The following is a 24086-nucleotide window of genomic DNA, read 5'->3' on the forward strand; positions in this document are numbered from 1 at the left end:
GTCAGATATCAGGCGCGTTCGACGAAGGTATCGAGCACGCGCTTTTCGCCGGATTGTTCGAAGGCGATGTCGAGGCGATTGTCTTCCACCGCCAGCACGGTGCCGTAGCCGAATTTCTGATGAAAGACGCGGGTGCCGACGGGAATGCTGTCTTGGCGCGCCGGACGTGCCGTCTGTTCCCAGGCGCCGGGCGATTGGCGCGGGCGCGTGGCGGTCAGCGGGAAGGCGCCGGAGAAGATGGGATCGGCATTCAGCCGCTGCATGCGCTCGGCCCGCGCGGCACCGCTTTGCGACACATGCTCGGGCGGCAGTTCCTCGATAAAGCGGCTCGGCACGCTCGACTGCCAATTGGCATAGATGCGGCGATTGGCGGCATGGCTGATGATGGCGCGCTTACGGGCGCGGGTAATGCCGACATAGGCGAGGCGGCGTTCCTCCTCCAAGCCCTTTAGCCCGCTTTCATCCATCGAACGCTGGCTGGGAAACAGACCTTCCTCCCAGCCGGGCAGAAAGACCGTGTCGAATTCCAGGCCTTTGGCGCCGTGCAGCGTCATCAGGCTGACGCGGTCGGTCTCGGTGCTCTCTTCATTTTCCATGACGAGGGCGACATGATCGAGGAAGCCGGCAAGGCTGTCAAAATCAGCCAGCGCGCGGATCAGTTCCTTGAGGTTTTCCAGCCGTCCTGGCGCGTCCGGCGATTTGTCCTGCTTCCACATCTCGGTATAGCCGCTTTCGTCCAGCATGGTCTGGGCGGTGACGACATGACCGTCGCGGGCCAGCAAGTCCCGCCAGCTGTCGAAACCCATCAGCAGGGCTTGCAGCGATTCACGGACTTTGCCCTTGATCACGCCACCGGCAATCATCCGTCCGGCGGCGGCCATCAGCGGTACCTGATGCGTGCGGGCGTGCAGATGCAGGTTGCGCAAGGCGGCGTCACCGACGCCACGGCGCGGCAGATTGACGATGCGCTCGAAAGCCAGATCGTCGGCCGGCTGCGCGATCAGGCGCAGATAGGCGATGGCATCGCGGATTTCCGCCCGTTCGTAGAAGCGCTGGCCGCCGACGATACGATAGGGAATGCCGATGGTGATCAGCCGCTCCTCGAAAGCGCGGGTCTGAAAGCCGGCGCGGACCAGAACGGCGATTTCGGAAAGCTTGTGACCCTCGCGCCGCAATTCCTCCATGCGGCTGCCGACCGCGCGGGCTTCCTCGTCCGAATCCCAAAGGCCCAGAACCTGGACCTTGTCGCCGTCGGCCTCGGTGCGGCCCGAGCGCAGGGTCTTGCCGAGTCGGCCTTCGTTATGCGCGATCAAACCCGAAGCCGCGCCCAGAATCTGCTTGGTCGAGCGGTAGTTGGATTCCAGACGGACAATGCGCGCGCCGGGAAAGTCTTTCTCGAAGCGCAGGATGTTTTCCACTTCCGCGCCACGCCAGGAATAGATTGACTGGTCATCGTCGCCGACGCAGCAGATATTCTGGTGCGACTGGGCCAGCAGGCGCAGCCACAGATATTGAACCAGATTGGTGTCCTGGTATTCGTCGACCAGGATATAGCGGAACATGCGGTGATATTGCGCCAGCACTTCCGGCTGCGTGCGCAGGATTTCCGTCACATGCAGCAGTAGGTCACCGAAATCGGCCGCGTTCAGGCTGCGCAGCCGCGCCTGATAGGCCTCATACAATTCCTCGGCGCGATTATTGGCGAAGTCGCTGCTTTCGGCGGCCGTCACGCGTTCGGGCGTCAGCCCGCGATCCTTCCAGCGCTGGATGATCGCCATCAGTCCCTGCGGCTGCCAGCGTTTGATATCGACGCCCGCCGCCTGCATCAGTTGCTTCAGCAGCCGCAACTGGTCGTCGGTATCGAGAATGGAGAAATTGGATTCCAGCCCGACGAGGGCGGCGTGGCGGCGCAGGATGCGGGCGCAGAGGGAATGGAAGGTGCCGAGCCAAAGCCCTGCCACCGGCTGGCCGAGGATGCTGCCGATGCGCTCCTGCATCTCGCGCGCGGCCTTGTTGGTGAAGGTGACGGATAGCACCTGGCCGGGCCCGGCGCGGCCGGACATCAGAATATGCGCGAAGCGCGTGGTCAGCACGCGCGTTTTGCCGGTGCCGGCGCCGGCCAGCACCAGCAGCGGACCGTCGAGCGCTTCAACCGCCGCGCGCTGTTCGGAATTCAGCCGATCGAGATAGTCACTCACGCGGCCGAGGTCTCATCCGCTGTCGGCGCGGGCGCCTGCGGCCGCACACCCAGGATATGGGCGATGGCATAGGTCAGGTCCGGGCGGTTAAGCGTGTAGAAGTGGAATTCGTCGACGCCATTGGCCTGTAGCAGGCGCACCTGCTCGGCCGCGATGACGAGGGAAACCATGCGCCGCGTCTCGGGGTCTTCGTCCAGCCCTTCGAACATATTGGCCATCCAATCGGGGATGACGGTGCCGGTGAGCTCGCTGAATTTCCGGGCCTGGGCAAAATTCGTCACCGGCAGGATGCCGGGCACGACAGGCGCGGTGATCCCGGCGGCCAGGCACATATCGAGAAAACGGAGATAGGTCGCGCTGTCGAAAAAGGCCTGGGTGATGGCGCGAGTGGCGCCGGCATCCAGCTTGCGCTTGAGATTGTCGAGATCGGCGATGGGAGAGGTCGCGCGCGGATGAACCTCTGGATAGGCTGCGACGCTGATCTCGAAATCGGCGATGCGTTTCAGGCCTTCCACCAGTTCCAGGGCGGTCTGATAGCCTTCCGAGCCGACATCGGTCTGGCCCGCCGGCAGGTCGCCACGTAGCGCCACGATGTGACGGACGCCGCTTTCCCAATAGCGCGCCGCGATCTCATCGATTTCGCCGCGCGTGGCGCCCATGCAGGTCAGATGCGCGGCGGGAACCAGCGCGGTTTCCCGTACCAGGCGGATCACAGTTGCGTGTGTCCGTTCCCGCGTACTGCCACCGGCCCCGTAAGTCACGGAAACGAAACGCGGATTAAGCGTCTCCAGGCGGCGGATGCAGGACCACAACTGGGTTTCCAGCGCTTCGGTCTTGGGGGGGAAGAATTCGAAGGACAAAGCCGGTGCAGGGCTACCGCCATCGGGCAGCGGCAGAGCGCCGAAGCGGGGGCCGCTTAGCCAGCGCTCCAGGACCGGTCGGGCCAAGCCTGCATTATCCAGCAGGGAATTACGGGGCGTGAGAGGAAGGTTCATCAGTCAGGACTCGTCATGCGCGGCATCAGTCTCATACGGTAAAACTCCGTGGCAGTCTCGTGCCGTTCATGCAAGACGGCGGTGACCGACAGCGCCCGGCAGATTTGAGCAGTTTTGCGTCGCAGCGATTTTGTTCTAGGTCTGTAGCTAACGCTGATCGAGAGTATGTGAGTGCTATGACCGTGGTGAACGAGGGGGTTGTTGCGTGACATCGAGGTTCTGGGCCGCTGGACTGATGGCGGCTGTGCTGATGACGGGCCTCGCGGGCTGTGCAACCAAACCGCCGGCATCCGATCCCGAGGCTTTGGCCGCATACAAGCAGAATGACGACCCGCTGGAGCCGATGAACCGGAAGCTCTACGCGGTCAATAATGCGCTCGACACCTATGCCATGAAGCCGGTGGCCCAGGGCTATGCCTATGTTGTGCCCCGCACGGTTCGTAACCATGTCGGCAATGTGCTGGACAACTTGCATACGCCGGTCGTCTTCATCAACGACATCCTGGAAGCGAAATCCCGCCGTGCCGGCGACAGCCTCATGCGCTTCGTCGTCAACTCCACGCTCGGCGTCGCCGGTATCTTCGATTTCGCGACGGGCATGGGCTGGCCTTCGCATGAGGCCGATTTCGGCATCACCCTGGCGCTGTGGGGCGTCGGCACCGGTCCCTTCCTGTATCTGCCGGTGCTCGGCCCGTCCGATCCGCGTGACGCGGCTGGGTTCGGCGTCGGCGTCGTGTCTGATCCGTTCTTCTGGGTCGGGCAGGGCGCTATCGTGAGCGACCTGGGCTATGCCCGTACGACCTTGACCATCGTGAACACGCGTGCCGACCTGCTGAAGCCGATCGACGAGGTCAAGCGCATGGCGCTCGACCCCTATGCGACCTTCAGAAGCCTCTATCGTCAGCATCGTGAGGCCGCCATCCAGGCTGCACGCGATGACAACCGCCATACGATTCCGGCTTGGTTCCCGCAGCCGGCCGCCGCGCCGGCCGGCCAGAACTAAGTCCAGAACGCGCTTTAGACTCGGAGACGAATATGCGCATCCGCCGCCGTAGAGTGATGACTTTCCTTGCCACCGCGATGCTGCTGGCCAGTTCCGTGGGCCTCACGTCGCAGGCACGGGCCGACGATGTGTCCGACGCTCGCACGATGATCGAAACTACCTGCACGCAGCTCCTGGGCGTCATCAACTCCTCCCAGGGTGATGCGCAGAAACAGGCCGCCATGCAGCAGCTGGTGCGCGGCGCGGTGGATGTGGACGGCGTCGCCCGTTTCGTCCTCGGCCGTTTCTGGCGCGTGGCGACCCCGGCCCAGCAGCAGGATTACATGCAGACCTTCCGGCAATTGCTGGTCTATGCCGTGACCGGGCAGGCCGCCTCCTTCCAGGGTGCGAAGTTCACCATGGGCCAGGCGGCGATGCGTGACGCCGGCATCGTGGTCGATACCGATGTGACGGTGCCCGGCAAGCCGGAAGCCCAGGTGCAATGGGTGGTGGCGACCGTCGGCGGCAAGCCGAAGATCATCGATATCCTGGCCGAGGGCACCAGCCTGCGCCTGACCGAGCGCAATGATTACGCGGGCGTCATCTCCCAGCATGGCGGCCAGGTTCAGCCGCTTCTGGACGCCATGCATCACCAATTGGCGCGCTTCCAGTCCAACGCCTCCTGAGGCCACCCTTTCTCAAGACGGTTGCGGCAATGATGGAAAGCCGGCGTGACTCCTGGTCGCGCCGGCTTTTTGCTGTGTGCGATTGAACGGAATTGTCACGCGGCAGCCGAAGCCGCAGGCCAATTGTTGCGAAATTGTATAATGGATTTAGCTTGATCGGGCGCGCGAAGCCGCCACAATAGGGCGAGCCGTATTGCACGGTGTTAAAAGGATTTTCTGACAATGGCTTTTGGTCCCGACTTCCGAACCTATCGTGGCGCGCCAGCCGCCGCGTCGGCAGCGGTCATCGATGCCGGACTGCGCGCCTATATGCTGCGCGTCTTCAACTGGATGGCGTCCGGACTGCTGCTGACGGGCATCGTCGCCTATGGCATCGCCAATACCGGCGCGATCGACGTTCTCTACCCGCAGGTGCAGAGCGCCCAGGGCTTCCTGGTGCATCGCCCATCCGGCCTCGCCTATCTGCTGATGTTCGCGCCTTTGATCTTCGTCATGGTGCTGAGCTTCGGCGTCAACAAGCTGTCCCGCCAGGCGGCGCAGACGATCTTCTGGATCTTCGCGGCCGTCATGGGCGCCAGCCTGACGAATATCTTCCTGGTCTTCACGCAGACCTCGATCGTCTCGGTTTTCTTCATCTGCGCGGCGACCTTCGCGGCGACCAGCGCCTGGGGCTATGTCACCAAGCGTGACCTGACCGGCATGGGCAGCTTCATGATCATGGGCCTGTTCGGCATCGTCATTGCCAGCCTGGTGAACATGTTCCTGCACAGCGCGCCGCTGCAGCTTGGCATCAGCATCATCGGTGTCCTGGTCTTCACGGGCCTGACCGCCTATGACACGCAGCGGATCAAGACCGACTATATCCAGTATGGCTATGCCAATGATTCCGAGATGGCGGCCAAGCGCAGCGTCTATGACGCGCTGGCGCTGTATCTGAACTTCATCAACCTTTTCATGATGATGATGCAGATCATGGGCAACCGGAACAACAACTGATCAAACTGTCGCGTCCCGGCCTTGCGGCCGGGACAAGGCAACAAAAAAGGCGAAAGACCCTGGGGTCTTCCGCCTTTTTCTTTGACCCGCTCGGGAGGTCAGAGCGTCTTCAGGAAATCGTTCAGCTTCTGCGCCGCCGTCAGCTTGTCGGTCTTGTCCAGCGCCGCCAGTTCGGCGGCCAGGCGATCCATCGCCGCTTCATAGATCTGGCGCTCGGAAAAGCTCTGATCCGGCTGGCCGGAATTGCGGTGCAGGTCGCGCACGACCTCGGCAATGGCCAGCGGGTCGCCGGAATTGATCTTCGCCTCGTATTCCTGCGCGCGGCGCGACCACATGGTGCGCTTCACACGGGCGCGGCCCTTCAGCACGGCCAAGGCATCGTCGAACAGCTTGCGCGTGGCAAGCTTGCGCAAGCCGGCGGTGCGGGCCTTGGCGACCGGCACCCGCAGCGTCATGCGGTTTTCTTCGAAAGTGATATGGATCAGTTCCAGCTTGTGGCCGGCGATCTCTTCCGTCGCAATCCGCTCGACCTTGCCGACGCCATGGGTCGGGTAGACCACATAATCGCCTTCGGCGAAGGTTTCCGGCTTGCCGAGGGGCACCGGCGGCTTGGCGGGTTTGTCGGCGTTGGGCAAGCCGGAGGCCAAGGGTGCGGTCGGGACCGCCGGGGTCGTCGTAGAGGTCGTAGCGATAGCGTCTTCCGGCATCAGGGTATCGGATGCTTCGGGAGAAGAGGCATTCATGGGCTCAAGCCTTCCACGAAATAAAGTCGTACCGGAACGGACGTGTCACAGCGCGGCCAAGGCATTGGCCGCAACCTGACACAGGTTCAAGGACGACGGATAAAGGGCACGCTTCAACGCAGGCGACGCGGCCCACGGGATAACGGCCTGATTTTTCATCATGGTTCATGCGTATATCACAGATCTCGCCAAAAGTCATGACCAATCGAGCTCAGACGCTGCGACCTTCGGCTGAACTGTTCCCGCGCGTCAGCGTCCTTCGCGGCGCCAGGCGATCAGCAGAACGAGAATGAGCAAGGGCAGAGCCGCCCAGCCCGGCAGCAGCGGGGTCAGCGCGATGCCGGTGGTGACATGAGCGTGGTTGCGGCGCAGGCCAATCCAGTCTGGCCCGCCCGGCACATCGCCGGCCTCGACCAGACGCAATTGCGGCGCGCCGCCGGCCCCCAGGAAATGCGCACTGCCATGGGTCGCATCGATCACCCCGCCGGCCTTGGTGGCGGTGGCCCGCAGATCAGCCCATTCCGGCGGATCGGCCATATCCGACGCCGCATAGGCGGTGCGGATTCCGTCCGTCACCGTCCACAGGCCGGGACCGGGCGCCGGGACATCGAGAACGGCGTGGCCAGGCCCGGCCACCATCATCGGCTGCTTGATCACCTGGCCATTCGGGTTCGTGATCGTGACAGTGGGTGGCGCATTGGCCTGTAATTGCCGCTCATCAATATGCAGCCTGTCGCCATCGAAACCGGCGCTGAGCCGGTTTTCATCCAGCGCCGGCTCCTTCATCAGCCAATGGGCGACCCGCCGCAGAAGCTCCGCCTGCGGGCCGCCGCCGTTATGGTCCCGCGCCCAGAGCCAGATCTGATCGGAGAGCAACAGACCGACGCGGCCTTGCCCGACATGGTCCAGGATCAGCAGCGGCTTGCCGGCAGCGCCGTCCATCAGCACCTGCCCGTGAACATCGGTCGCATCGATCGACCGGTACCACTGACCCCAGTGGGGCGTATGTGCGCCGTCCACCCCCGGCAGATCGGCCGTCACCGGGTGGCGCAGGCCCATATCGGTCAGCGCCGGGCGGAAGGGGGTTGTGGTAATGCCCGCTCCGCTCACTGGCGGCGGCCCAAAGCCCGCAGGCAGATTCAAGGAGCCGTCACTGCCATTCATACTGCCGAGCGGTTGTGCCGGCAGAATGCTGCCGAGATCGCTATGGGCGATGGAGCCCGCACCCGCGAATTCCGGCCCCGCTTCCAGCAGCAAGGCGCCGCCCTGCCGCACATAGCGGGCGATATTGCCGAGATAGGCCGAGGGCAGAATGCCCTGGTTCTGGAAGCGGTCCAGAATGATGAGATCGAAATTGGCGATCTTCTGCTCGAACAGCTCCCGTTCGGGGAAGGCGATCAGCGCCAGCTCGTCGAGCGGGGTGAGATCGTCCTTATCCGGTGGCCGCAGGATGGTGAAATGCACCAGATCGACGGCGGGGTCGGATTTCAGCAGGCGGCGCCAGGCCCGCTCACCAGGGTCGGGCTGGCCGGAAATCAGCAGCACGCGCAGCCGGTCGCGTACGCCGTTGATGGTCACGATCTGCTGGTTGTTGATGGGAGAGGCCTCGCCGTCGAGGCCGGACGCCTTCAACACGATGACAGAGGGGCCCTCCTGCTTCACCGGCAAGGTCAGGGTTTGGATCTGCCCGGCCTGCACGGTGCTGGTGGAAAGGGTCTCTCCGTCACGCATGGCGGTGACGGTGGCTGTGCCGTCGGACGGGGCGGGACCGAGGTCTTCCACCTCATAGCGCAGGGTGACGGTGCTTCCGACAACGCCGTAGCGCGGTGCGTCGATCAGCCGCAGGCGGCGGTCCGTCTCCTCGCCGCGGGCAGGCAAGAGCAGATGAAAGGGCGCGGCGAAGCCGGGTTTTTCCGGGATATCGGCAATCTCGCCGTCACTCAGCGCCACGACCCCGGCCAATTGGTCGGGCGGGATATCGCCCAGGGCCGTATTGATGGCCGCGAAAAGCTGCGTGCCCTGGCTGCCCGTTTCCGGCACCGTGATGGTCCGCAGTTCCAGGCCTGGAATGGCCGCCGCTTCACGTGAAACCTGGGCGCGCGCGGCGTCGATCTGCGCCGTCCGGCCAAGTATCGTCTCCGACCCGCTGTGATCGACGACGAGGAGCGCGATATCCGGCCGTGCGCGCCATTGCTGGCGCACCAGCTTCGGCCCGCTCAGCCAGCCAAGCAGCAAGGCCAGCAGCAGCAGCCGCCACCAGCGGCCGGGCGTGCGGCCCAGGAAGGCCGGAATCAGCACAAGCAGCCCGGCGGCGCCAAGCACAGCCAGAAGCCAAAGCGGCAGGTTCGGCGCGATATTTGCGCCGACGACGGTGGAGACGCTGTTCATTGCCCCAACCGCTCCAGAATGGCCGGGACATGAACCTGATCGCCCTTATAGGTGCCGGTCAGGGCATACATCACCAGGTTCATGCCGAAGCGATAGGCGTAGAGCCGCTGCTGCTCGCTGCCGGGAATGGTGCTGTAGGGAAAGCTGCCGTCCTGGTTCATGTCCCAGGCAGCGGCCCAGTCATTGGCGCCGATGATAATGGGGCTGACACCGTCATTGCTGGCTTCCGGCGTCTCTGTCACCCAGATCGGCGCCCCGTCGTAGCGGCCGGGAAAGTCGCGCAACAGATAGAAGGTATGGGCCAGAACATGATGCGGCGACAGCGGCGTCAGCGGTGGAATGTCCAGCCCGCCGACCGCCTGCCGCAACGCCTGTGCCGCGCCCGGCTGTAGGCCTGATCCTGTGCCTGCCGCGCCCGTGTCGCTGCCTTGGGTATCGATCAGGATGATGCCGCCATTCGCCATGAATTGGTTCAGCGCGGCGGTGGCAGCAACGGTCGGCGCCGCGCTGCCCGGCAGGATCGGCCAATACAGCAGCGGATAGAGGCTGAGATCGTCGCGGCCCGGCACGACGCCGACCGGTGGACCCAGCACGGCGGCGGAGCGGCTGCTGACGAAATCGGACAGGCTGGCCAGACCGTCCCGTGACAGGCGATCGACACTGCCATTGCCGGTGACGACATAGCCGAGGGAGGTCTGGAGTGCGGCCTGCGGCACGTTTGCGGCCCAGGCAGGCAGGCTGGCTGTCAGGCCGATGGCGACAGCCAGGGCCAGTGCGGCGCTGCCTTGCCGATGCCAGCGCAGCGCGCCACGCAGCGCGAGGCTGGCCAGCAGGTCGAGGATCAGGAGCGCGATGGCAAGCGCGGTGAGATAAGGCCCCAGATCGCGCTCGGCCAATCGGCCCGACAATCCGGCGCGGGTCGCACCGGGAACCAGTTCGGCCGCGGTCGGCGCCGGCAGGCTCGGCCCAAGATTAAGGGCATGACGATCCCCTGCCACGCCATAAAGACCCGGCGGCGCTTTGGGGGATGGCTGTGTCGACGCCAGCTGGTCGGCCTCGATCGGGCTTGCGGCTGCGCTGGGCGGGTTCATCTCGCCAAAGCCGTTCATGACGGAAAAGGGCGCCAGCCGCGCCTTCGGGTCGCCGTTACCCGTGCCGGCCGCCAGGTGGATCAGCCGGTCCAGCATATCCGGAAAAAGACCGGACAGCGGCAGGCTGGACCAGTCGGCATCCGCCGTGACGTGAAACAGCACGATGCGGCCCTGGCCGAGCCTGGCCGAGGAGACGAGCGGCGTGCCGTCGGCCAGCGTCGCCCAAACATTCACGCCGGTCAGTGACGCCGGGTCGGCCAGAAGCTGGCGGGTGACGGTCACGTCCTTCGGCACGGCAAGGCCGGCAAAGGGACTGGTCGCCGGGAAGGGGGCCAGCGGTTCTGGCCTGTTCCAGGACAACGCGCCGCCCAGGCTGCGATCCTGCTGCAACAGATGGACAGGCAGCAGCGTATCGGCGGTCTCCCCGGTCAGAACGCCACCGAAGCGGATCAGCAGACCGCCCTGGCGGACGAAGCGCGTTACGGCCGCGACCTCATCCGGCGCGGTCAGCGGCCGGTCGCTGAGGATGAGCACGGAAAGCGGCTGACCCAGCAGGTCCATCAATCCGCCACGCCGGATTTCGACATCCGGACCCAATGCGCGGTTGAGATAGAATAGCGGCCCGACCAGCGGCGCATCGGCGGTGCTGGTGCCGGCGGTCGAGGCAAGGCCGACGATGCGATGCCGCCATTGCCGGTCCAGCAATAGCGTAGCCCCGGCGCTCGGCGCGCCGACCAGGCTCAGCTTCGTGACGGTATTGGCCAGCATGGTCGGCAGGCCGAGCGGTGCCGAGGCCTCTGTCTGTCCTGCCGGAAGGGGGAGAGCGATACGGCTGAGCGTACGGCCGTCGCTGCCTTCGGCCAGTAAGGCAAAGTGGCGCGCAACCGGCTGCGGCACGGCGGCAAGGCGGATGACCAGTCCGCCGTCGCGTTCCTGCGGCGCGGGCAGCAGCGCGGCCGTGCCGATGGCGCGGGCGTCGGTCACTTGGCCCGCTTGCGCCAGGGCCGCGCGAAATGCCGCTTCGCCGCTGGGCGCGGTGATGCCGTCATCGATGAACAGAACCGAACTGGCCGGGTGATGCCAGCCGTCGAGCGCGCGGCGGTCGGCGGCGCGATCCGGCGCCCAGGGCTGCGGCATGGCGGCCGCCAGCAGCGACTGCGCATCCCGCGCTGCCATCGGACCTTGGATCGCGGGCAGGCGGCCGTCGATCTCGGCGGCGGTCGTCAGCAATGCCACGGGCCGGTCTTGGCGTTCGGCCGCCTGAATGGCGGCACGCGCTGTCGCTGTCCGATCGGCCCAATCGCCGGCAGCCGCCCAGCCATTATCCAGCACGACCAGCAAGGGGCCGCCGCCGGCCAGTTGCCGGCGTGGATTGAGGACGGGATTGGCGAGGCCGAGGATAAGGCAGGCGAGCGCCAGAATACGCAGCGCCATCAGCCAGGCCGGCGTGCGCTCGGGGCTTTCGGCGGTCTCTTCCAGGTTTGCGAGCAGGCGCAGCGCCGGAAAGCTTTGCGTGCGCGGCGCGGGCGGGCTGGCCCGCAGCAGCCACCACAGCAGCGGCAGAACCAGGAAGGCGAGGAGCAGCCAGGGCTCGGCAAAGATCATCGATTGGCCAGAGCCTCATACAGCGCGAGCAAAGCCGTATTGGGCGCATGATCGGTGCGGTGCAGACCGGCCTTCCAGCCTGCGGCGCGCGCGATGGCGCTGAGGCCGGCGATCTTCGCCTGCAAGCGCTTCTGATATTCGGCGCGGATGGTTTCGACCTTCGGCACAAGAATGCTGCCGGCGGTCTGGCCCATGCCCAATCCCTGAAACCGCACGCGGCCACGAAAGGGCAGGTCGGCCTCGGCCGGGTCCAGCACCTGCAGAAGATGCCCGGTGACAGGCAGGGCAGCGAAGCCGGCCACGGCGCTTTGCACGCTGTCCAAAGGTTCCAGGAAATCGCCGATCAGGATGACATGGGCATGGCGCGGCACGGAGAGGCGTGGCGGCAAGGGCTCTTCGCGCATGTCCCTTTGATCGAGCAGGCCGGCGATGGCGGGCAGCGCGGCGCGGCCGGAGGCCGGATGAGGGGCTGCGCCCAGCAGCCGGACATATTCGCCACCGCGCAGCAGCAGGGCGGCGAGCGCCAAGGCCAGCAATACGGCGCGCTCCCGCTTCGGTACCTGCGTGGGCGAATGCCAGCGCATGGCCGCGCCATCCGCGACCCAAATATAGGCGGTCTGGGCCGCTTCCCATTCCGTCTCCCGCACATAGAGCCGGTCGGACCGGCCGCTCTGCCGCCAGTCGATGCGATCCGCTGAGTCGCCGTCCGCAAAGGGCCGGTACTGCCAGAAACTGTCGCCGCGCCCGGTGCGCCGGCGGCCATGCACGCCCTGTGCGACGGTCGCGGCGACACGCTCGGCCGCCAGAAGCAGCGGTGGCAGAGACTGCCCCAGCGCCTCCGCCGCGAGCGACCTTTGAGACATCAAAGGGCTAAGCGCCAATGCGGGCGACCATGGCGTCGATCACGGCATCCAGCGTCACGCCTTCGGCGCGGGCGCCGAAGGACAAAGCCATGCGGTGGCGCAGCACGGAAGGAGCGAGCGTCGCGATATCGGCCAGGCTCGGCGACAGCCGCCCGTCCAGCAGAGCGCGGGCGCGGGTGGCCAGCATCAGCGCCTGCGCGGCGCGCGGGCCAGGCCCCCAGGCGATATGATCCCGCACGACGGCGAGGCCCGATCCATCCGGCCGCCCATCGCGCACAAGATTGACGATGGCATCCACCACGGCGTTGCCGATGGGCATATGGCGGACCAGGCTTTGCGCCGCCATCAGCTCCTCCGCCGTCAGAACGGCATCGGCTTCGGCGGCGGCCGCGCCGGTGGTCGCCAGCAGCATGGCGCGCTCATCCTCCCGCGCCGGATAGCGCAGGTCGATCTGAAGCAGAAAACGGTCCAACTGCGCTTCCGGCAGCGGATAGGTGCCTTCCTGTTCGATAGGATTCTGCGTTGCCAGAACATGAAAGGGGCGGGGCAAGGCACGGTCATGGCCGGCGACGGCGACATGGCCTTCCTGCATGGCCTGCAGCAATGCGGATTGCGTGCGCGGGCTGGCGCGGTTGATCTCATCCGCCATCAGCAGCTGGCAGAAAACAGGGCCGGGCAGGAAGCGGAAGGCGCGGCGGCCGGTCTCGCTGGCTTCGTCCAGTATTTCGCTGCCCAGGATATCGGCGGGCATCAGATCGGGCGTGAACTGCACGCGCTTGGTGTCCAGACCCAGGGTGCGCCCCAGCGTATCGACCAGCCGCGTCTTGCCCAGGCCCGGCACGCCGACCAGCAGCACATGGCCGCCGGAGAGAATGCCCGTCAGCGCCAGATCCACGACCTCGGCCTGGCCGAAGATGACTCGGCCGATTTCGGCGCGGAGCGCGGCGAGCCTTTCGCCCAGTGCGTCGGCGCTGGCAAGAATCGCCTCCGCCTCATTGCCTTGTCCGCTCGGGCGTCCCATTTCGAAAAGCATGGCGTTCCTTGGCTGTCGTCGCTTTCCGTGAGGGGGTGACCTCACGAATGGAGAGACCCTACTTATATTTGTTGTCGAGGCGAAGTCGGCTCAGGAAGATGGTGTGGATTAGTCCGGGAACGCTTCCGTGAAACGGCAGACCGGGATGAGTTGGGGTATGGCTGTGTCTGGCGAGGGCAAGAGAATGAAAATGCGGGGCCATGCGGATGCCGGACCTGAGATCGGCGGCCAGGGCATGCGCGGCGCGCCGCATGTGACGGGGATCGAGGTAGTGGTGCCGGATCGGGCGGCGGTCGCCGAAATCCTGAACGCACCCTCGAAAAAGCTGCGGCGCCCGCCTGCCGAATGCGGCGACCTGCCCTTCGTCATCAAGCGTGACGGCACCTGGCTCTATAAGGGCACGGCGATCGGCCGCAAGGAACTGGTCTGCCTCTTTGCCAGCGTGCTGAAGCGCGAGGCGGATGGCAGCTTCTGGTTGGAGACGCCGGCCGAGCGCGGCCGCATCGTGGTCGAGGATGCGCCCTTCGTGGTCGTCGAAATGGATTGGACCGGCGCCGACAGCGCGCAGATCGTCACCTTCCGCACCAATACGGATGAGATGGTGACGGTCGATCTCGACCATCCGCTGCGCTTCAACGATGAAGGCGGCGGCGACCCCAAACCCTATGTCCGGCTGCGGTCGGGCAATGGCGCCCATCCCATCGAGGCGCGAATCAGCCGGCCGGTCTTTTATGAACTGGCGGCCCTGGCCGAACCGCAGACCGTGCGCGGCAAGATGATGCTGGGCGTATGGAGCTCGGGCGTGTTTTTCCCGCTGGGCGAAATGCCGAACGACGAGATCTGACGTCATGATCGAGGCCGAGCTGCGGGCGCGTCTGGCCCGCCCGGTCGCGGTGGCCGAGCGTCGAGACATCGCAGACAGTACCGCGCAGGGGCTGGCCGCCGCCGTGCTGGTGCCGATCATTCTGGACCCTTCCCCGCGCATTCTGCTGACCAAGCGCGCCACGCATTTGCGCCATCATGCCGGTCAGGTCAGTTTTCCCGGCGGGCGCATCGACGCCCAGGATGCAAGCCCCGAGGCAGCGGCTTTGCGCGAGGCCTGGGAGGAAATCGCCATGCCCGCCGGTGCCGTCGATCTCATTGGACGGTTGTCCAATATCGAAACCGGCACCGGATTTCTGGTCACCCCCGTTATCGGGCTGCTGGCGCCGGGCGTGCCGCTGCATCCGGCAGCAGAGGAGGTGGCCGAGATTCTGACTCTGCCGCTATCCGTTCTGCTCGACCCGGAACAGCCCAAACGGCAGCGCATGAAGCTCAAAACCGGCGATTGGCGGGATATCTGGGTTTGGCCGCATGATGACCACTATATCTGGGGCGCGACCGCTGCCATTCTTCTCGACCTCGCACAGAGGTTGAGGGATCACGCGTGAGCGGACAAGCGATCGAGATCGGCCTCGAAACAGTCTTTCCAGATGACCCGATCGATGTGCTGATCATCGGCGCCGGCATCGTGGCTTTGGCCGCCGCCCAGAAGCTGCAGGCGGCGGGGCGGCAGGTGGCGCTGCTGGAACGCGGCGGCGTTGCGGCGGCAACCAGTTCCGGCAATGCCGGCGCGCTGGCTTTCTCGGACATTCTGCCGCTCGCCACATCCGGCAAGATCGCCCGCGTGCCGCGCTGGCTGATGGACCCGCTGGGGCCGCTGTCCATTCCGCCCGGCTATGCGCTGCGTATCGCGCCCTGGCTGCTTCGCTTTTGGCGGGCCGGATGGGCAGACCGCATCGCCTCCAGCATTGCGGCGCAGGTCGCCATGATGGGGCTGGCCGAGGCGGAGATGGACCGCATGATCGCGGAAAGCGGGCTCGGCGACCTGATCCATCCCGACGGCTCGCTGGAACTCTATGAAAGCGAGGCGGAGTTTCAGGACTCCCTGCCCGGCTGGACGCAGCGGACGAAGGCCGGCATCGCCTTCGAGCATGTGCGCGGCGCAGCGATGGCGGATTTGCAGCCGGGATTGTCCCCGCAATTCATTGCCGGCACCTTCGTGCCCGGCTGGCGCAATGTCAGCGACCCTTTCATCTTCGCAACCCGTCTGGCCGCCGATGTGGAAGGCCGTGGCGGCATCTTTTTGCAGGGCGAGGCCTCGCAGGTCTTTCCGCAGGAGAGCGGCGCCCGCGTGGTGCTGACGGACGGCCGCATCCTGGCGGCGAAGCAGGTCGTGGTCGCGGCCGGCGCCTGGTCGCGCCGCCTGACCGACCTGCTCGGCGACTATCTGCCGCTGGAAACCGAGCGCGGCTACAATACAACCTTGCCGCTGGGCTCCTTCGACCTGCGCCGCCAGCTGATTTTCGGGGCGCATGGATTTGTCATCTCCAGGCTGACGACGGGCCTGCGCGTCGGCGGCGCGGTGGAACTGGGCGGATTGGACCGGCCGCCGAATTTCAAGCGCTCGGCGGCGATGCTAAAAAAGGCGATGGGTTTTCTGCCGGGCCTGTCGGCGGAAGGCGGCGTGCAATGGATGGGCTTCCGTCCTTCCATGCCGGACAGCCTGCCCGTCATCGGCCCGTCCCGCGCATCACCGCACATCGTCTATGCTTTCGGGCATGGCCATCTTGGCCTGACGCAATCGGCGGGCACGGGCCGATTGGTGGCCGACCTTCTTAACGGCCAGCCGCCCGCGATCGACCCGGCGCCCTTCCGGCCCAGCCGCTTTCGCTAGGCTGGGCCCTGTCAGGTTTTGATTGAAATACCGTCATACCCGCGCAAGCCGGTATCTTCTGGGTCAGCCACCGTGACACGGAGAAGATTCCTGCGTCCGCGGGAATGACGGTTGAGGGTAATTCCAGCTAAAGCTGACAAACGCTAGGTGCGAGCCTTGCGGCTATCGCCGCGCGGGCCGATGTCCCGCGCGAGATCGCGGAAGGCGACGACCAGTTTCAGATGCGGGCTGAGCAGGTTGCGCGGCAGGGACGGCAGATAGATGCGGATCGTCTCCAGCTTCTTGTCGTCGGGCAGATCGTCGAAGGCCTGGCGCGTGCCGCCGTCCCGGCCTTTCTCATAGCTTTGCGCCACGGCATGGCGGATCTCGTCGGGGACGGAGGCCAGGAGCCGGCGCTGGACGAAATTGAGCGTCTGGACAGGGGGCTGTCCGGTGGTGCCGTTCACCGCCTTCGCTCCGGCTTCCTCATAGGGTTTCAGCCGGCCGAGCGGAAACTCGATCTCGACGCCATTGGGCTGCATGACATAGGCGGTGTCGCCGTCGATCTCGACGATCTTGCCTTCATGCGAGCCACTGGCATCCGATACGCGGTCACCGATCGAGAGACGAGTCATGTGAATCTTCCATTGCCTCGAGCCAATGGGAAAGCTCACGGATCAGTGTGCCAGGCAATCTATTTTTGGTGACAGTTCCATAGTTTTTCAGGGCAGTCGGTGAAACCGGCGGGACAGGCGCGCGACGGCAAACAGCAAGGCCGCCAGAGTGCCGACGAAAAAGCCGGTCGGCCAGTCGCTGATATAGGCGGCGGCAATCGAAACCCAGACAGTCAGCACGGCAAGGCAGACGGATAGCAGCAGGGCGGTCGCCGGCCGGTTCGTCAGGCTGCGGGCCGCCGCAGCCGGCCCGATCATCAGGCTGAAGACCAGCAACGCGCCCACCACCGGCAGCGCCATGGCGGTGGCGATACCCACCAGCGCCAGAAAGCCGAAATCGGCGCGGCCCGCAGAAATGCCGTGGGTCGCGGCAAGATCGGGTGACAGCGTGTTCAGCAGCAACGGCCGGAAGCCGAGACCGAGCGCCGCGATGATCAGGATACCAAGCGCCAGAACCGGCCAGATTTCGGCACGGCTGACGCTGACCAATTGACCGAACAGCAGGGCATAGACGCCCTGGGCGTAATGGCCCGACAGGCTGAGAAACAAGGTGCCCAGGCCGAGCAGCGCCATCAGCATCAGCGCGGTCGCGACATCCCGCCGCTGCCGCTGAGCCAGTTGCGTGATCCCGATGACGCCGAGACCGGAAAAGCCGATCAGCCCCCACAGCTCGCTGATGCCGAGCAGATTGGCCGCCGCCGCACCCGGAAAGGCACCCAGCGGCAAGGCATGGGCCGCGAAGCTCATGCCGCGCAGCACGACGAACAGGCCGACCGCGCCGGCGACGACGGCGATGATTGTCGCCATGATCCAGCCGTTGATCATATAGCTCGCGAACATCGGCGTCAGGCCTCTGCCGTCCGGCGCGCGACCGGCCGCTTCGCCCAGAGCCTGGCGGCGACATAGATCAGGCTGACCAGGCTGGTGATGAAGAAACTGACTGGCCAGGCCTGGCCAGGCGTCCAGGTGTAGCTGTCATAGGCGAGCAGCACGCCGCCCCAGGTGGCAATCAGACCGAACAGGCCGGCGAGGAGCAATGCGCGGCCGGGCCGGTGGGCGATCTGCACGGCGGCCGCAGCCGGCCCGATCAGCAATGCGGTCGACAGGATCGCGCCAATGGTCATGGCCGAGAGCGTCACGGCCAGCGACAGGATCAGCAGATGCAGCAGGCCGATGGACGACACCCGCACACCTTGCGCCGAAGCCAGATTGGGATCGAGTGAGGTCAGCAGCAGCGGCCGGTAGATCAGTCCCATCATAAGCACCGCGAGGCCGCTGACGCCCAGCATCGGCACGATCATCGATGCCGGCACCGCGAAGATCGAGCCGAACATGACCGAAATCGCGGCGCCGCCCGAACTGCGCGTGCCGATATCCAGATGCAGCAGCAGGGCTGTCAGCCCCAGCCCGGCGCCGAGCACGATGCCCGTCACCAGATCGCGTTCCTTGGAGCGGCGCAGCCCGGCCAGTTCCAGCGCGCCCGCCGCCAGGACGGCGACGCCCAGAAAGCCCCAAAGCGCGCTGATGCCGAGCAGGAAGGCAACCGAGCCGCCGGCGCTGCTGATATCGGACAGCGCATGGCCGGCGAAGGACTGGCCGCGCAGCACCGTGAAGACGCCGATCAGCGCAGAGACGATGGCGGCGGCGCTGCCGATGACGAGCGCGGTCTGCACCGGTGCGCTGGCGAAAAAACCCGGCGCGAAGATCAGATTAAAAAAGGACATGGCTGCGTCAGGGAATTTCGCAGACATGGACCGGATGCTTTTCGATCGCGATGGGAATCTCATCGGCCGCACCCGCCGCGATCACCAGCACGCGGCCATGCACGCGAATGACATCGATATGATGGCCATAGAGACGGCTCAACACTTCCGTGCGCACCACTTCCTCGGTCTTGCCCGTCGCGGCACGGCCTTGCGCCAGATAGACGATGCGGTCCATGACCCCGAGCAGCGGGTTCATGTCATGCGCGGAGACCAGCACGGTCACGCCTTCGTCCCGCGCGAAGCGGTGCAGCAGGCCCACGATATCGGCGACAGCCCGCACATCCAGATTGGCCAGCGGCTCATCCAGCAGCAGCAGGCGGGGGCGACGGATCATCGCATGGGCGATCAGCACGCGCTGTTGCTGGCCGCCCGACAGGTCGCCGACGCGCTGGTCGGCAAAGGCCTCGGCGCCGACTGCCCGCAGCATGGCCTCGACTTTGCGGCGTTTTCCGAGGGAGGGCAGCGGCAGGCCGAAGCGGTTGCCGTCCAGCCCCAAACCAACCACGTCTCGCGCCCGCAAAGGCATATCCATGTCGAAGGCGATCTTCTGCGGCACATAGCCGACAGCGCCGTTGAGATGAACGGCACCGCTGGTCGCTGCCTGCAAGCCCAGGATCGTCCGCAGCAGGGTGGTCTTGCCGGATCCGTTCGATCCGATCAGCCCACAGACTTCGCCGGGCATAAGCGAAAAGCTCACGTCCTTGAGCACCTGACGGCCAGGGAAGGCAACGCTTAAAGCGGAGACGTTCAGCGTTTCCGTCAGGGTGCTCATCATATCCATATCTATTTGGCGGCCCGGAGCAGGCTTTCGGTGGAGGTCTTGTCCGCGACCGCCTTTGTAAGGGCCGTCACCTCGGCCAACATCCAGCTTTGATAGCTGTAGCCTGGGGTCGGCATGGTTTCATAGACGCCGACGACCGGGATTCCTTGCTTATGGGCCAGTTCCAGAAAGGATTGCGTCAGCGGATCGGTCACCTGCTGATTATACAGGAAGACTTTCACGGCGCCGTTCTTCAACAGCGCATTCTGCTTGCTGACATCCTGCGGGGCCGGATCGGTATCGTTCATGATGGCCGCTTCCAGCGCCCAGGGCGTGTCGATCTTGGCCCCGGCCGCATGCAGCATATAGTCGCCAACCGGCTCCGTCACCGCAACGGCGGTGCCGGGATAGGTCGCCTTGAAAGACGCGAGCGCCGCCAGCCAGGGTTTCAGGCTGGTTTCGAAGGCTGTCTCACGTTCAGCGAAATAGCCGGCATGGGTAGGGTCGAGGCGGGACAGCTGTTCCGCGATCGCCTTGGCGACCAGCGGCATGGTGGCCGGATCGTACCACAGATGCGGGTTTGCGGTGTCGTCCGGCAGGGCGCGCAAATGCTGAACGTTGATGACCTCGCGCCCGGATTTGGGGGCAGCCGCGATCATCTTATCGGCCCAGCTGTCATAGCCGAGGCCGTTTTCGACGATCAGATCGGCGCCCGCGATGCTGCCGGCGATTTTCGGGCTGACCTCAAAGGAATGCGGGTCGGTATTGGGGTCCGACATGATGGTGGAGACATGTACATAGTCACCACCGATCTGGCCGATGACATCGGCATATTCATTCTCGACGCCGATGGCCTGAATGATGCCTGCGGCCCGCGCCTGGGTGACCAGGCCAAGGGCTCCTGTCAGGGCAGCGGCTGCCAGGCCGCGTGCCAATGCTGTCTTCAATCGCATAGCCGTCCTCATGATAGGTAATTTTGAAATGTTATAACGTATCAAAATCACCTGTCCAGAGGAGTGTTACACTATATCGTAACGCAGCTCCAGCCGCTGACCGGCGAGCTATTGCCCCGCCAGCGCGGCCTTGTAGCGGGCAATGGCGTCCGCCCAGCCGAAGATCAGGGCATCGGCCGTCAGTTCGTGGCCGATGGAGGCTTCCGCGAGGCCCGGCAGGGCCGCGACCAAAGGCGACAGATTGTCGAGATTGAGGTCATGCCCGACATTGACGGCAAGCCCTGCGGCGCGCGCGCGGGCGCAGGTTTCGGCACAGGCGGCCAGGATTTCCGCGTGGTTGCCGTCACGGAAAGCCTGGGCATAGCTGCCGGTATAGATTTCTATTCCGTCGGCCCCGGCTTCCACCGCGCGGCCGACCACGTCAGGATTCGGATCGACGAAGAGGATAGCGCGTGCGCCCAGGGCCTTCAGCTGCGCGATGGCGGGCTTGGCGACTGCCATCTGGTCCGGCCCCAGCTTCCAGCCTTCGTCGGAGGTAAAGGCGCCTGGGGCATCCGGCACCAAAGTGCATTGCTCCGGCTTCACTTCGGCCACCAGATCCATTAGCCGGGGCTCGGGATAGCCTTCGATATTGAACTCGAAGCCTGGGCGCCAGGGACGCATCAGCCGGTCGAGCATGAAGACGTCGGTGCGACGGATATGCCGCTCGTCCGGGCGGGGATGGACGGTCAGCCCATGGGCGCCGGCCTCATGTGCCGCGCGCGCGAAGGTTTCGACATCCGGCACGCCCGTATGGCGGGAGTTCCTGAGCAAGGCGATCTTGTTCAGATTGACGCTGAGCTTGGCCATAAAGTCCCCGAAGCGTTTGGGCTGGACGAAGGGAAGAAAAACTATTCGTGGCGGAAGGTGATGACCAGGACGTCCCGGAAAGCCGGCTTTTCCGGGTCCAGCGGATGCACCGCCGTGACACCGTGAAAGACGCGCCCGTCATCCACCAGCGCCGCATCCATGGGTTCGGCGAGCGTGAAGCGGGACATAAGCGTCTTGTCCAGGCTGGTAATGCTGGTCTCGCCCTCTGCCACATTCTCGCGCCGCACCAGCAGCACCAGAACCCAGTCGACGCCGTCGCGATGCAGCCCCTCGGGCGTCGGCCGGCCTTCCGCCCCGGCCTGGGCCTCGATGCGGAACTGATGCATCTCTACATGCCAATGCTCCGGCCGTCGGTCCGGCGCGGTCAGGCGCGTGAAAAGCCCGTGGCACATGCGCAGCACGGCCGTCGTCGCTGGATGGGCTGCGACCGCGTCGGTCACCGGGTCGAACCAGCGGGCGATGCCACCGTTCAGGGCGTTATAGTCGCGGCTCTGGTAATGCGGCTGATGCGGCTTGCGGCGAATGCCGTCCGGCCCCGCGGCGAAGGCCGCGAAGCGGCGGCGGCGATAGCGCCCGCCATCGGCCATGAAACCGTCCAGGCCCAGATCGTCCCAGCTGGCGGCGAAACCGGCCCAATCGGCCAGCCCTTGCGCTTGCAGAATCATCTGCATGTCGGCCGCCTTGGCCTGGGCGAAACCCGTCGCTTCCATGGCCTGGGCCAGGGCGGTCACCTTCTGCTCCGTCTCCATGCCGCGCGCGATCCTCTCATGCGTCGAAATCCGTTGTCCCGGGCTTTGTACACGAGGCGCGAAGGTCTAGGGGAAGCGCAGGCCGCAGGGGAATTATGTGCATGACGCAGCCGCTAGGCATCACGATGGGCGACCCGGCCGGTGTCGGGCCTGAAATCGTGGTCAAACTTTTCGCCGAAGGACTGCCGCATCCGGCCGTCGTTTTCGGCGATGTGTCGCTTCTCCGCCGCGCGGCGCGGCTGCTGGGGGCGGCTGTCGAGATCGTGGAGATTGCCAGCGCGCGCGATGCGCGTGGCGGTGCAGGCCGGATCGAGGTTATCCCGGTCAGCACCCTGCCGGACGATTTAGCCTATGGGCAGATCGACGCGCGGGCCGGGGCCGCGGCCTTTGCCTATATCGATCGCGCGATTACGGCTGTGCAGGCTGGCGAGATCAGCGCCATCGTCACCGCGCCGATCAATAAGGCCGCGATGCATGAAGCCGGCATCGACTATCCGGGCCATACCGAAATCCTGGCCAAACGTGCCGGCACCACGGATTACGCGATGATGCTGGCGAATAAGGAGCTGCGTGTGCTGCTCGTCAGCATCCATGTGCCGCTGAGCGAGGCCGTGCGGCTCGTGACGGTGGAGAATGAACTGCGGGCCATTCGCCTCGCCCATCGCGCCGGAGTGCAATTCGGCATCGCCCGCCCGCGCATCGGCGTCGCCGGTCTCAATCCGCATGCGGGCGAGGGCGGCGCCTTCGGCACCGAGGATGACGCGATCATCGCGCCCGCCGTCGCCATCGCGCGGGCAGAGGGAATCGCGGTCAGCGGGCCGCTGTCGGGCGACACCATCTTCATGCGCGCACGCATGGGGGAATTCGATGTCGTGGTCGCGCAATATCATGACCAGGGGTTGATCCCGGTGAAATATCTGGGCCTGGACGAGGGCGTGAATATCACCGTCGGCCTGCCCTTCGTACGCACCAGCGTCGATCACGGCACGGCTTTCGCGATCGCCGGCACGGGCTCTGCAAGTGCGGCCAGCCTGCGCGCCGCCGTTGAGCAGGCGGCGGCGATGTCGCGCGGCGGCTAGCGGAAACTATCCGTCGTATTCAGATAAGTTTTCACGAAATGCTCGACCGCTTCTTCCAGAGGCGTGCCGGGTTTGTTGTAGCCGGCGGCGTGCAGGCGCGCGGAATCAGCTTGCGTGAAATACTGATAACGGGGGCGCATCGCCTCGGGCATTTCCACGAAGCGGATTTTGCGCTCCAGACCGAGGGAATCGAAGATTGACCCGACAAGGTCGATGAAGCTGCGCGCGTGGCCGCTGCCCAGGTTGAAAAGCTGCGTGCCTGTATAGCCGTCCAGCAGCCACAGAATGACGTCCGTGATGTCATGGACATAGACGAAATCGCGCAGCTGTTCGCCGTCTCTGTATTCGGGCTTGTAGCTTTTAAACAGGTCGATGGTCTCCCCCCGCTTGATGGCGGGGAAGTATTTGGAGACCAGGCTCATCATCGGACCCTTGTGATGTTCATTGGGTCCGAAGACATTGAAGAATTTCAGGCCGGCGCAAACGGGGGGCAGTTTCTGTCCCGCTTCCAGCCGCGTTGCCACGACCTGATCGAAAAGATGCTTGCTCCAGCCGTAAAGGTTCAGCGGTCGCAATGTCTGCAGATAAGGCAGGCCGATATCATCATCGAAACCCTCGTCGCCGTCGCCATAGGTGGCGGCCGAGGAGGCGTAGATGAATTTCACTTGGCGTTCGGTACACCAGTCGAGCAGTTTCAGTGAAAAGCGGAAATTGCTTTCCATGATCTCGTCACCGTCGGAAGCGAGTGTTGAGGAATTGGCGCCCATATGGATCACCGCCTCGATATCGGTGCGATCCTCCAGCCAGTCGAGGAGTTCGCCGGGCGGCACGATATCCTGCACGATGCGCTTGCGCAGATTGAGCCATTTGCCGTCTGAGCCGAGATGGTCGCAGACGACGACATCGCGCCGTCCATGGTCGTTGAGAGCGGCGACGATATTGGAGCCGATGAATCCGGCG

At 65.1% G+C, this 24086-nt stretch carries 22 protein-coding genes; 7 read left to right on the forward strand and 15 right to left on the reverse strand.

Translation table 11 applies throughout. The annotated features are described in order from the left end of the window. Positions 1 to 8: 8 nt before the first annotated feature. Together ASILVAE211_RS10520 and metF are read right to left on the reverse strand one after the other, a co-directional pair. Positions 9 to 2198, reverse strand: a complete 2190-nt coding sequence (locus ASILVAE211_RS10520; protein ID WP_227321239.1) for an ATP-dependent helicase — start codon at positions 2196 to 2198, stop codon at positions 9 to 11. Further along, positions 2195 to 3193, reverse strand: a complete 999-nt coding sequence (metF, locus tag ASILVAE211_RS10525) for a methylenetetrahydrofolate reductase [NAD(P)H] (protein ID WP_227321240.1) — start codon at positions 3191 to 3193, stop codon at positions 2195 to 2197. Before metF ends, ASILVAE211_RS10520 begins: the two co-directional genes overlap by 4 nt. Positions 3194 to 3398: 205 nt before the next feature. Between metF and ASILVAE211_RS10530 the strand changes: the two genes are divergently transcribed. The 3 genes from ASILVAE211_RS10530 to ASILVAE211_RS10540 all read left to right on the forward strand — a co-directional run bounded on the left by ASILVAE211_RS10530 (position 3399) and on the right by ASILVAE211_RS10540 (position 5857). Then, positions 3399 to 4196, forward strand: a complete 798-nt coding sequence (locus ASILVAE211_RS10530) for an MlaA family lipoprotein (RefSeq protein ID WP_227321241.1) — start codon at positions 3399 to 3401, stop codon at positions 4194 to 4196. A 32-nt stretch (positions 4197 to 4228) separates the two neighbouring features. Continuing rightward, positions 4229 to 4861 (forward strand): MlaC/ttg2D family ABC transporter substrate-binding protein, encoded by a 633-nt coding sequence (locus ASILVAE211_RS10535; protein ID WP_227321242.1) that lies wholly within the window; start codon positions 4229 to 4231, stop codon positions 4859 to 4861. Positions 4862 to 5083: 222 nt separating this feature from the next. After that, positions 5084 to 5857 (forward strand): Bax inhibitor-1/YccA family protein, encoded by a 774-nt coding sequence (locus ASILVAE211_RS10540; protein ID WP_227321243.1) that lies wholly within the window; start codon positions 5084 to 5086, stop codon positions 5855 to 5857. Positions 5858 to 5955: 98 nt separating this feature from the next. Here ASILVAE211_RS10540 and ASILVAE211_RS10545 read toward each other — a convergent pair whose 3' ends face one another. The 5 genes from ASILVAE211_RS10545 to ASILVAE211_RS10565 all read right to left on the reverse strand — a co-directional run bounded on the left by ASILVAE211_RS10545 (position 5956) and on the right by ASILVAE211_RS10565 (position 13580). Beyond that, the gene (locus ASILVAE211_RS10545; protein ID WP_227321244.1) at positions 5956 to 6600 is read right to left on the reverse strand and encodes a CarD family transcriptional regulator; all 645 of its coding nucleotides are present in this window, start codon (positions 6598 to 6600) and stop codon (positions 5956 to 5958) included. A gap of 249 nt (positions 6601 to 6849) precedes the next feature. Then, positions 6850 to 8988 carry a hypothetical protein gene (locus tag ASILVAE211_RS10550; RefSeq protein WP_227321245.1) on the reverse strand — a complete coding sequence of 713 codons (2139 nt, stop codon included), beginning with the start codon at positions 8986 to 8988 and terminating at the stop codon, positions 6850 to 6852. Next, positions 8985 to 11684 (reverse strand): DUF4159 domain-containing protein, encoded by a 2700-nt coding sequence (locus ASILVAE211_RS10555; protein ID WP_227321246.1) that lies wholly within the window; start codon positions 11682 to 11684, stop codon positions 8985 to 8987. The genes ASILVAE211_RS10550 and ASILVAE211_RS10555 overlap by 4 nt, the downstream gene beginning before the upstream one ends. After that, positions 11681 to 12547 carry a DUF58 domain-containing protein gene (locus ASILVAE211_RS10560; RefSeq protein ID WP_227321247.1) on the reverse strand — a complete coding sequence of 289 codons (867 nt, stop codon included), beginning with the start codon at positions 12545 to 12547 and terminating at the stop codon, positions 11681 to 11683. Before ASILVAE211_RS10560 ends, ASILVAE211_RS10555 begins: the two co-directional genes overlap by 4 nt. A gap of 7 nt (positions 12548 to 12554) precedes the next feature. Further along, positions 12555 to 13580 carry an AAA family ATPase gene (locus ASILVAE211_RS10565; RefSeq protein ID WP_227321248.1) on the reverse strand — a complete coding sequence of 342 codons (1026 nt, stop codon included), beginning with the start codon at positions 13578 to 13580 and terminating at the stop codon, positions 12555 to 12557. Between the two features lie 190 nt (positions 13581 to 13770). On the opposite strand from ASILVAE211_RS10565, the gene ASILVAE211_RS10570 reads away from it, so the two are divergent. From ASILVAE211_RS10570 to ASILVAE211_RS10580, 3 genes are read left to right on the forward strand one after another with little or no spacing between them, the layout of a single operon-like run. After that, a complete protein-coding gene (locus ASILVAE211_RS10570) occupies positions 13771 to 14424 on the forward strand; it encodes a DUF1285 domain-containing protein (protein WP_227321249.1) in 654 nt (217 codons plus the stop codon). Between the two features lie 4 nt (positions 14425 to 14428). Further along, the gene (locus ASILVAE211_RS10575; RefSeq protein ID WP_227321250.1) at positions 14429 to 15010 is read left to right on the forward strand and encodes a CoA pyrophosphatase; all 582 of its coding nucleotides are present in this window, start codon (positions 14429 to 14431) and stop codon (positions 15008 to 15010) included. Further along, on the forward strand, positions 15007 to 16296 hold the full coding sequence (locus ASILVAE211_RS10580; RefSeq protein ID WP_227321251.1) for an NAD(P)/FAD-dependent oxidoreductase: 1290 nt from the start codon (positions 15007 to 15009) through the stop codon (positions 16294 to 16296). Before ASILVAE211_RS10575 ends, ASILVAE211_RS10580 begins: the two co-directional genes overlap by 4 nt. 143 nt (positions 16297 to 16439) lie before the next feature. Here ASILVAE211_RS10580 and ASILVAE211_RS10585 read toward each other — a convergent pair whose 3' ends face one another. From ASILVAE211_RS10585 to ASILVAE211_RS10615, 7 genes are all read right to left on the reverse strand, one after another. Then, a complete protein-coding gene (locus ASILVAE211_RS10585) occupies positions 16440 to 16910 on the reverse strand; it encodes a hypothetical protein (protein WP_227321252.1) in 471 nt (156 codons plus the stop codon). An 87-nt stretch (positions 16911 to 16997) separates the two neighbouring features. Continuing rightward, complete coding sequence (locus ASILVAE211_RS10590) at positions 16998 to 17789, reverse strand: metal ABC transporter permease (protein WP_227321253.1); 792 nt, start codon at positions 17787 to 17789, stop codon at positions 16998 to 17000. Between the two features lie 5 nt (positions 17790 to 17794). Further along, positions 17795 to 18673 (reverse strand): metal ABC transporter permease, encoded by an 879-nt coding sequence (locus ASILVAE211_RS10595; protein WP_227321254.1) that lies wholly within the window; start codon positions 18671 to 18673, stop codon positions 17795 to 17797. A gap of 7 nt (positions 18674 to 18680) precedes the next feature. Further along, positions 18681 to 19490 (reverse strand): metal ABC transporter ATP-binding protein, encoded by an 810-nt coding sequence (locus ASILVAE211_RS10600; RefSeq protein ID WP_227321255.1) that lies wholly within the window; start codon positions 19488 to 19490, stop codon positions 18681 to 18683. Positions 19491 to 19498: 8 nt separating this feature from the next. Next, entirely contained in the window at positions 19499 to 20428 is a 930-nt protein-coding gene (locus ASILVAE211_RS10605) for a metal ABC transporter solute-binding protein, Zn/Mn family (RefSeq protein ID WP_227321256.1), read from the reverse strand. A gap of 108 nt (positions 20429 to 20536) precedes the next feature. Next, complete coding sequence (locus ASILVAE211_RS10610; protein ID WP_227321257.1) at positions 20537 to 21277, reverse strand: pyridoxine 5'-phosphate synthase; 741 nt, start codon at positions 21275 to 21277, stop codon at positions 20537 to 20539. Positions 21278 to 21318: 41 nt separating this feature from the next. Next, positions 21319 to 22047: a 2OG-Fe dioxygenase family protein gene (locus ASILVAE211_RS10615; protein WP_227321258.1), complete on the reverse strand. Its 729-nt coding sequence runs from the start codon at positions 22045 to 22047 to the stop codon at positions 21319 to 21321. Between the two features lie 101 nt (positions 22048 to 22148). Between ASILVAE211_RS10615 and pdxA the strand changes: the two genes are divergently transcribed. After that, positions 22149 to 23126 carry a 4-hydroxythreonine-4-phosphate dehydrogenase PdxA gene (gene pdxA / locus ASILVAE211_RS10620; protein WP_227321259.1) on the forward strand — a complete coding sequence of 326 codons (978 nt, stop codon included), beginning with the start codon at positions 22149 to 22151 and terminating at the stop codon, positions 23124 to 23126. Here the strand turns inward: pdxA and rfaD are convergent. After that, the coding region (rfaD, locus tag ASILVAE211_RS10625) for an ADP-glyceromanno-heptose 6-epimerase (protein ID WP_227321260.1) at positions 23123 to 24086 on the reverse strand (964 nt) is incomplete at its 5' end. The genes pdxA and rfaD overlap by 4 nt on opposite strands.

It is taken from the genome of Acidisoma silvae (assembly GCF_020618775.1).
Classification (GTDB): Bacteria; Pseudomonadota; Alphaproteobacteria; order Acetobacterales; family Acetobacteraceae; genus Acidisoma; species Acidisoma silvae.

Excerpts from the sequence above, each read along its gene's own strand:
- ASILVAE211_RS10595 (WP_227321254.1), bottom strand. The coding sequence starts at position 18,673 with ATGTCCTTTTTTAATCTGATCTTCGCGCCGGGTTTTTTCGCCAGCGCA.
- ASILVAE211_RS10540 (WP_227321243.1), top strand. The coding sequence starts at position 5,084 with ATGGCTTTTGGTCCCGACTTCCGAACCTATCGTGGCGCGCCAGCCGCC.
- ASILVAE211_RS10585 (WP_227321252.1), bottom strand. The coding sequence starts at position 16,910 with ATGACTCGTCTCTCGATCGGTGACCGCGTATCGGATGCCAGTGGCTCG.
- ASILVAE211_RS10575 (WP_227321250.1), top strand. The coding sequence starts at position 14,429 with ATGATCGAGGCCGAGCTGCGGGCGCGTCTGGCCCGCCCGGTCGCGGTG.
- ASILVAE211_RS10565 (WP_227321248.1), bottom strand. The coding sequence starts at position 13,580 with ATGCTTTTCGAAATGGGACGCCCGAGCGGACAAGGCAATGAGGCGGAG.
- ASILVAE211_RS10610 (WP_227321257.1), bottom strand. The coding sequence starts at position 21,277 with ATGGCCAAGCTCAGCGTCAATCTGAACAAGATCGCCTTGCTCAGGAAC.
- ASILVAE211_RS10605 (WP_227321256.1), bottom strand. The coding sequence starts at position 20,428 with ATGCGATTGAAGACAGCATTGGCACGCGGCCTGGCAGCCGCTGCCCTG.
- ASILVAE211_RS10545 (WP_227321244.1), bottom strand. The coding sequence starts at position 6,600 with ATGAATGCCTCTTCTCCCGAAGCATCCGATACCCTGATGCCGGAAGAC.
- ASILVAE211_RS10550 (WP_227321245.1), bottom strand. The coding sequence starts at position 8,988 with ATGAACAGCGTCTCCACCGTCGTCGGCGCAAATATCGCGCCGAACCTG.
- ASILVAE211_RS10600 (WP_227321255.1), bottom strand. The coding sequence starts at position 19,490 with ATGATGAGCACCCTGACGGAAACGCTGAACGTCTCCGCTTTAAGCGTT.
- ASILVAE211_RS10555 (WP_227321246.1), bottom strand. The coding sequence starts at position 11,684 with ATGATCTTTGCCGAGCCCTGGCTGCTCCTCGCCTTCCTGGTTCTGCCG.
- pdxA (WP_227321259.1), top strand. The coding sequence starts at position 22,149 with ATGACGCAGCCGCTAGGCATCACGATGGGCGACCCGGCCGGTGTCGGG.
- metF (WP_227321240.1), bottom strand. The coding sequence starts at position 3,193 with ATGAACCTTCCTCTCACGCCCCGTAATTCCCTGCTGGATAATGCAGGC.
- ASILVAE211_RS10570 (WP_227321249.1), top strand. The coding sequence starts at position 13,771 with ATGCGGGGCCATGCGGATGCCGGACCTGAGATCGGCGGCCAGGGCATG.
- ASILVAE211_RS10535 (WP_227321242.1), top strand. The coding sequence starts at position 4,229 with ATGCGCATCCGCCGCCGTAGAGTGATGACTTTCCTTGCCACCGCGATG.
- ASILVAE211_RS10560 (WP_227321247.1), bottom strand. The coding sequence starts at position 12,547 with ATGTCTCAAAGGTCGCTCGCGGCGGAGGCGCTGGGGCAGTCTCTGCCA.
- ASILVAE211_RS10590 (WP_227321253.1), bottom strand. The coding sequence starts at position 17,789 with ATGTTCGCGAGCTATATGATCAACGGCTGGATCATGGCGACAATCATC.
- ASILVAE211_RS10615 (WP_227321258.1), bottom strand. The coding sequence starts at position 22,047 with ATGGAGACGGAGCAGAAGGTGACCGCCCTGGCCCAGGCCATGGAAGCG.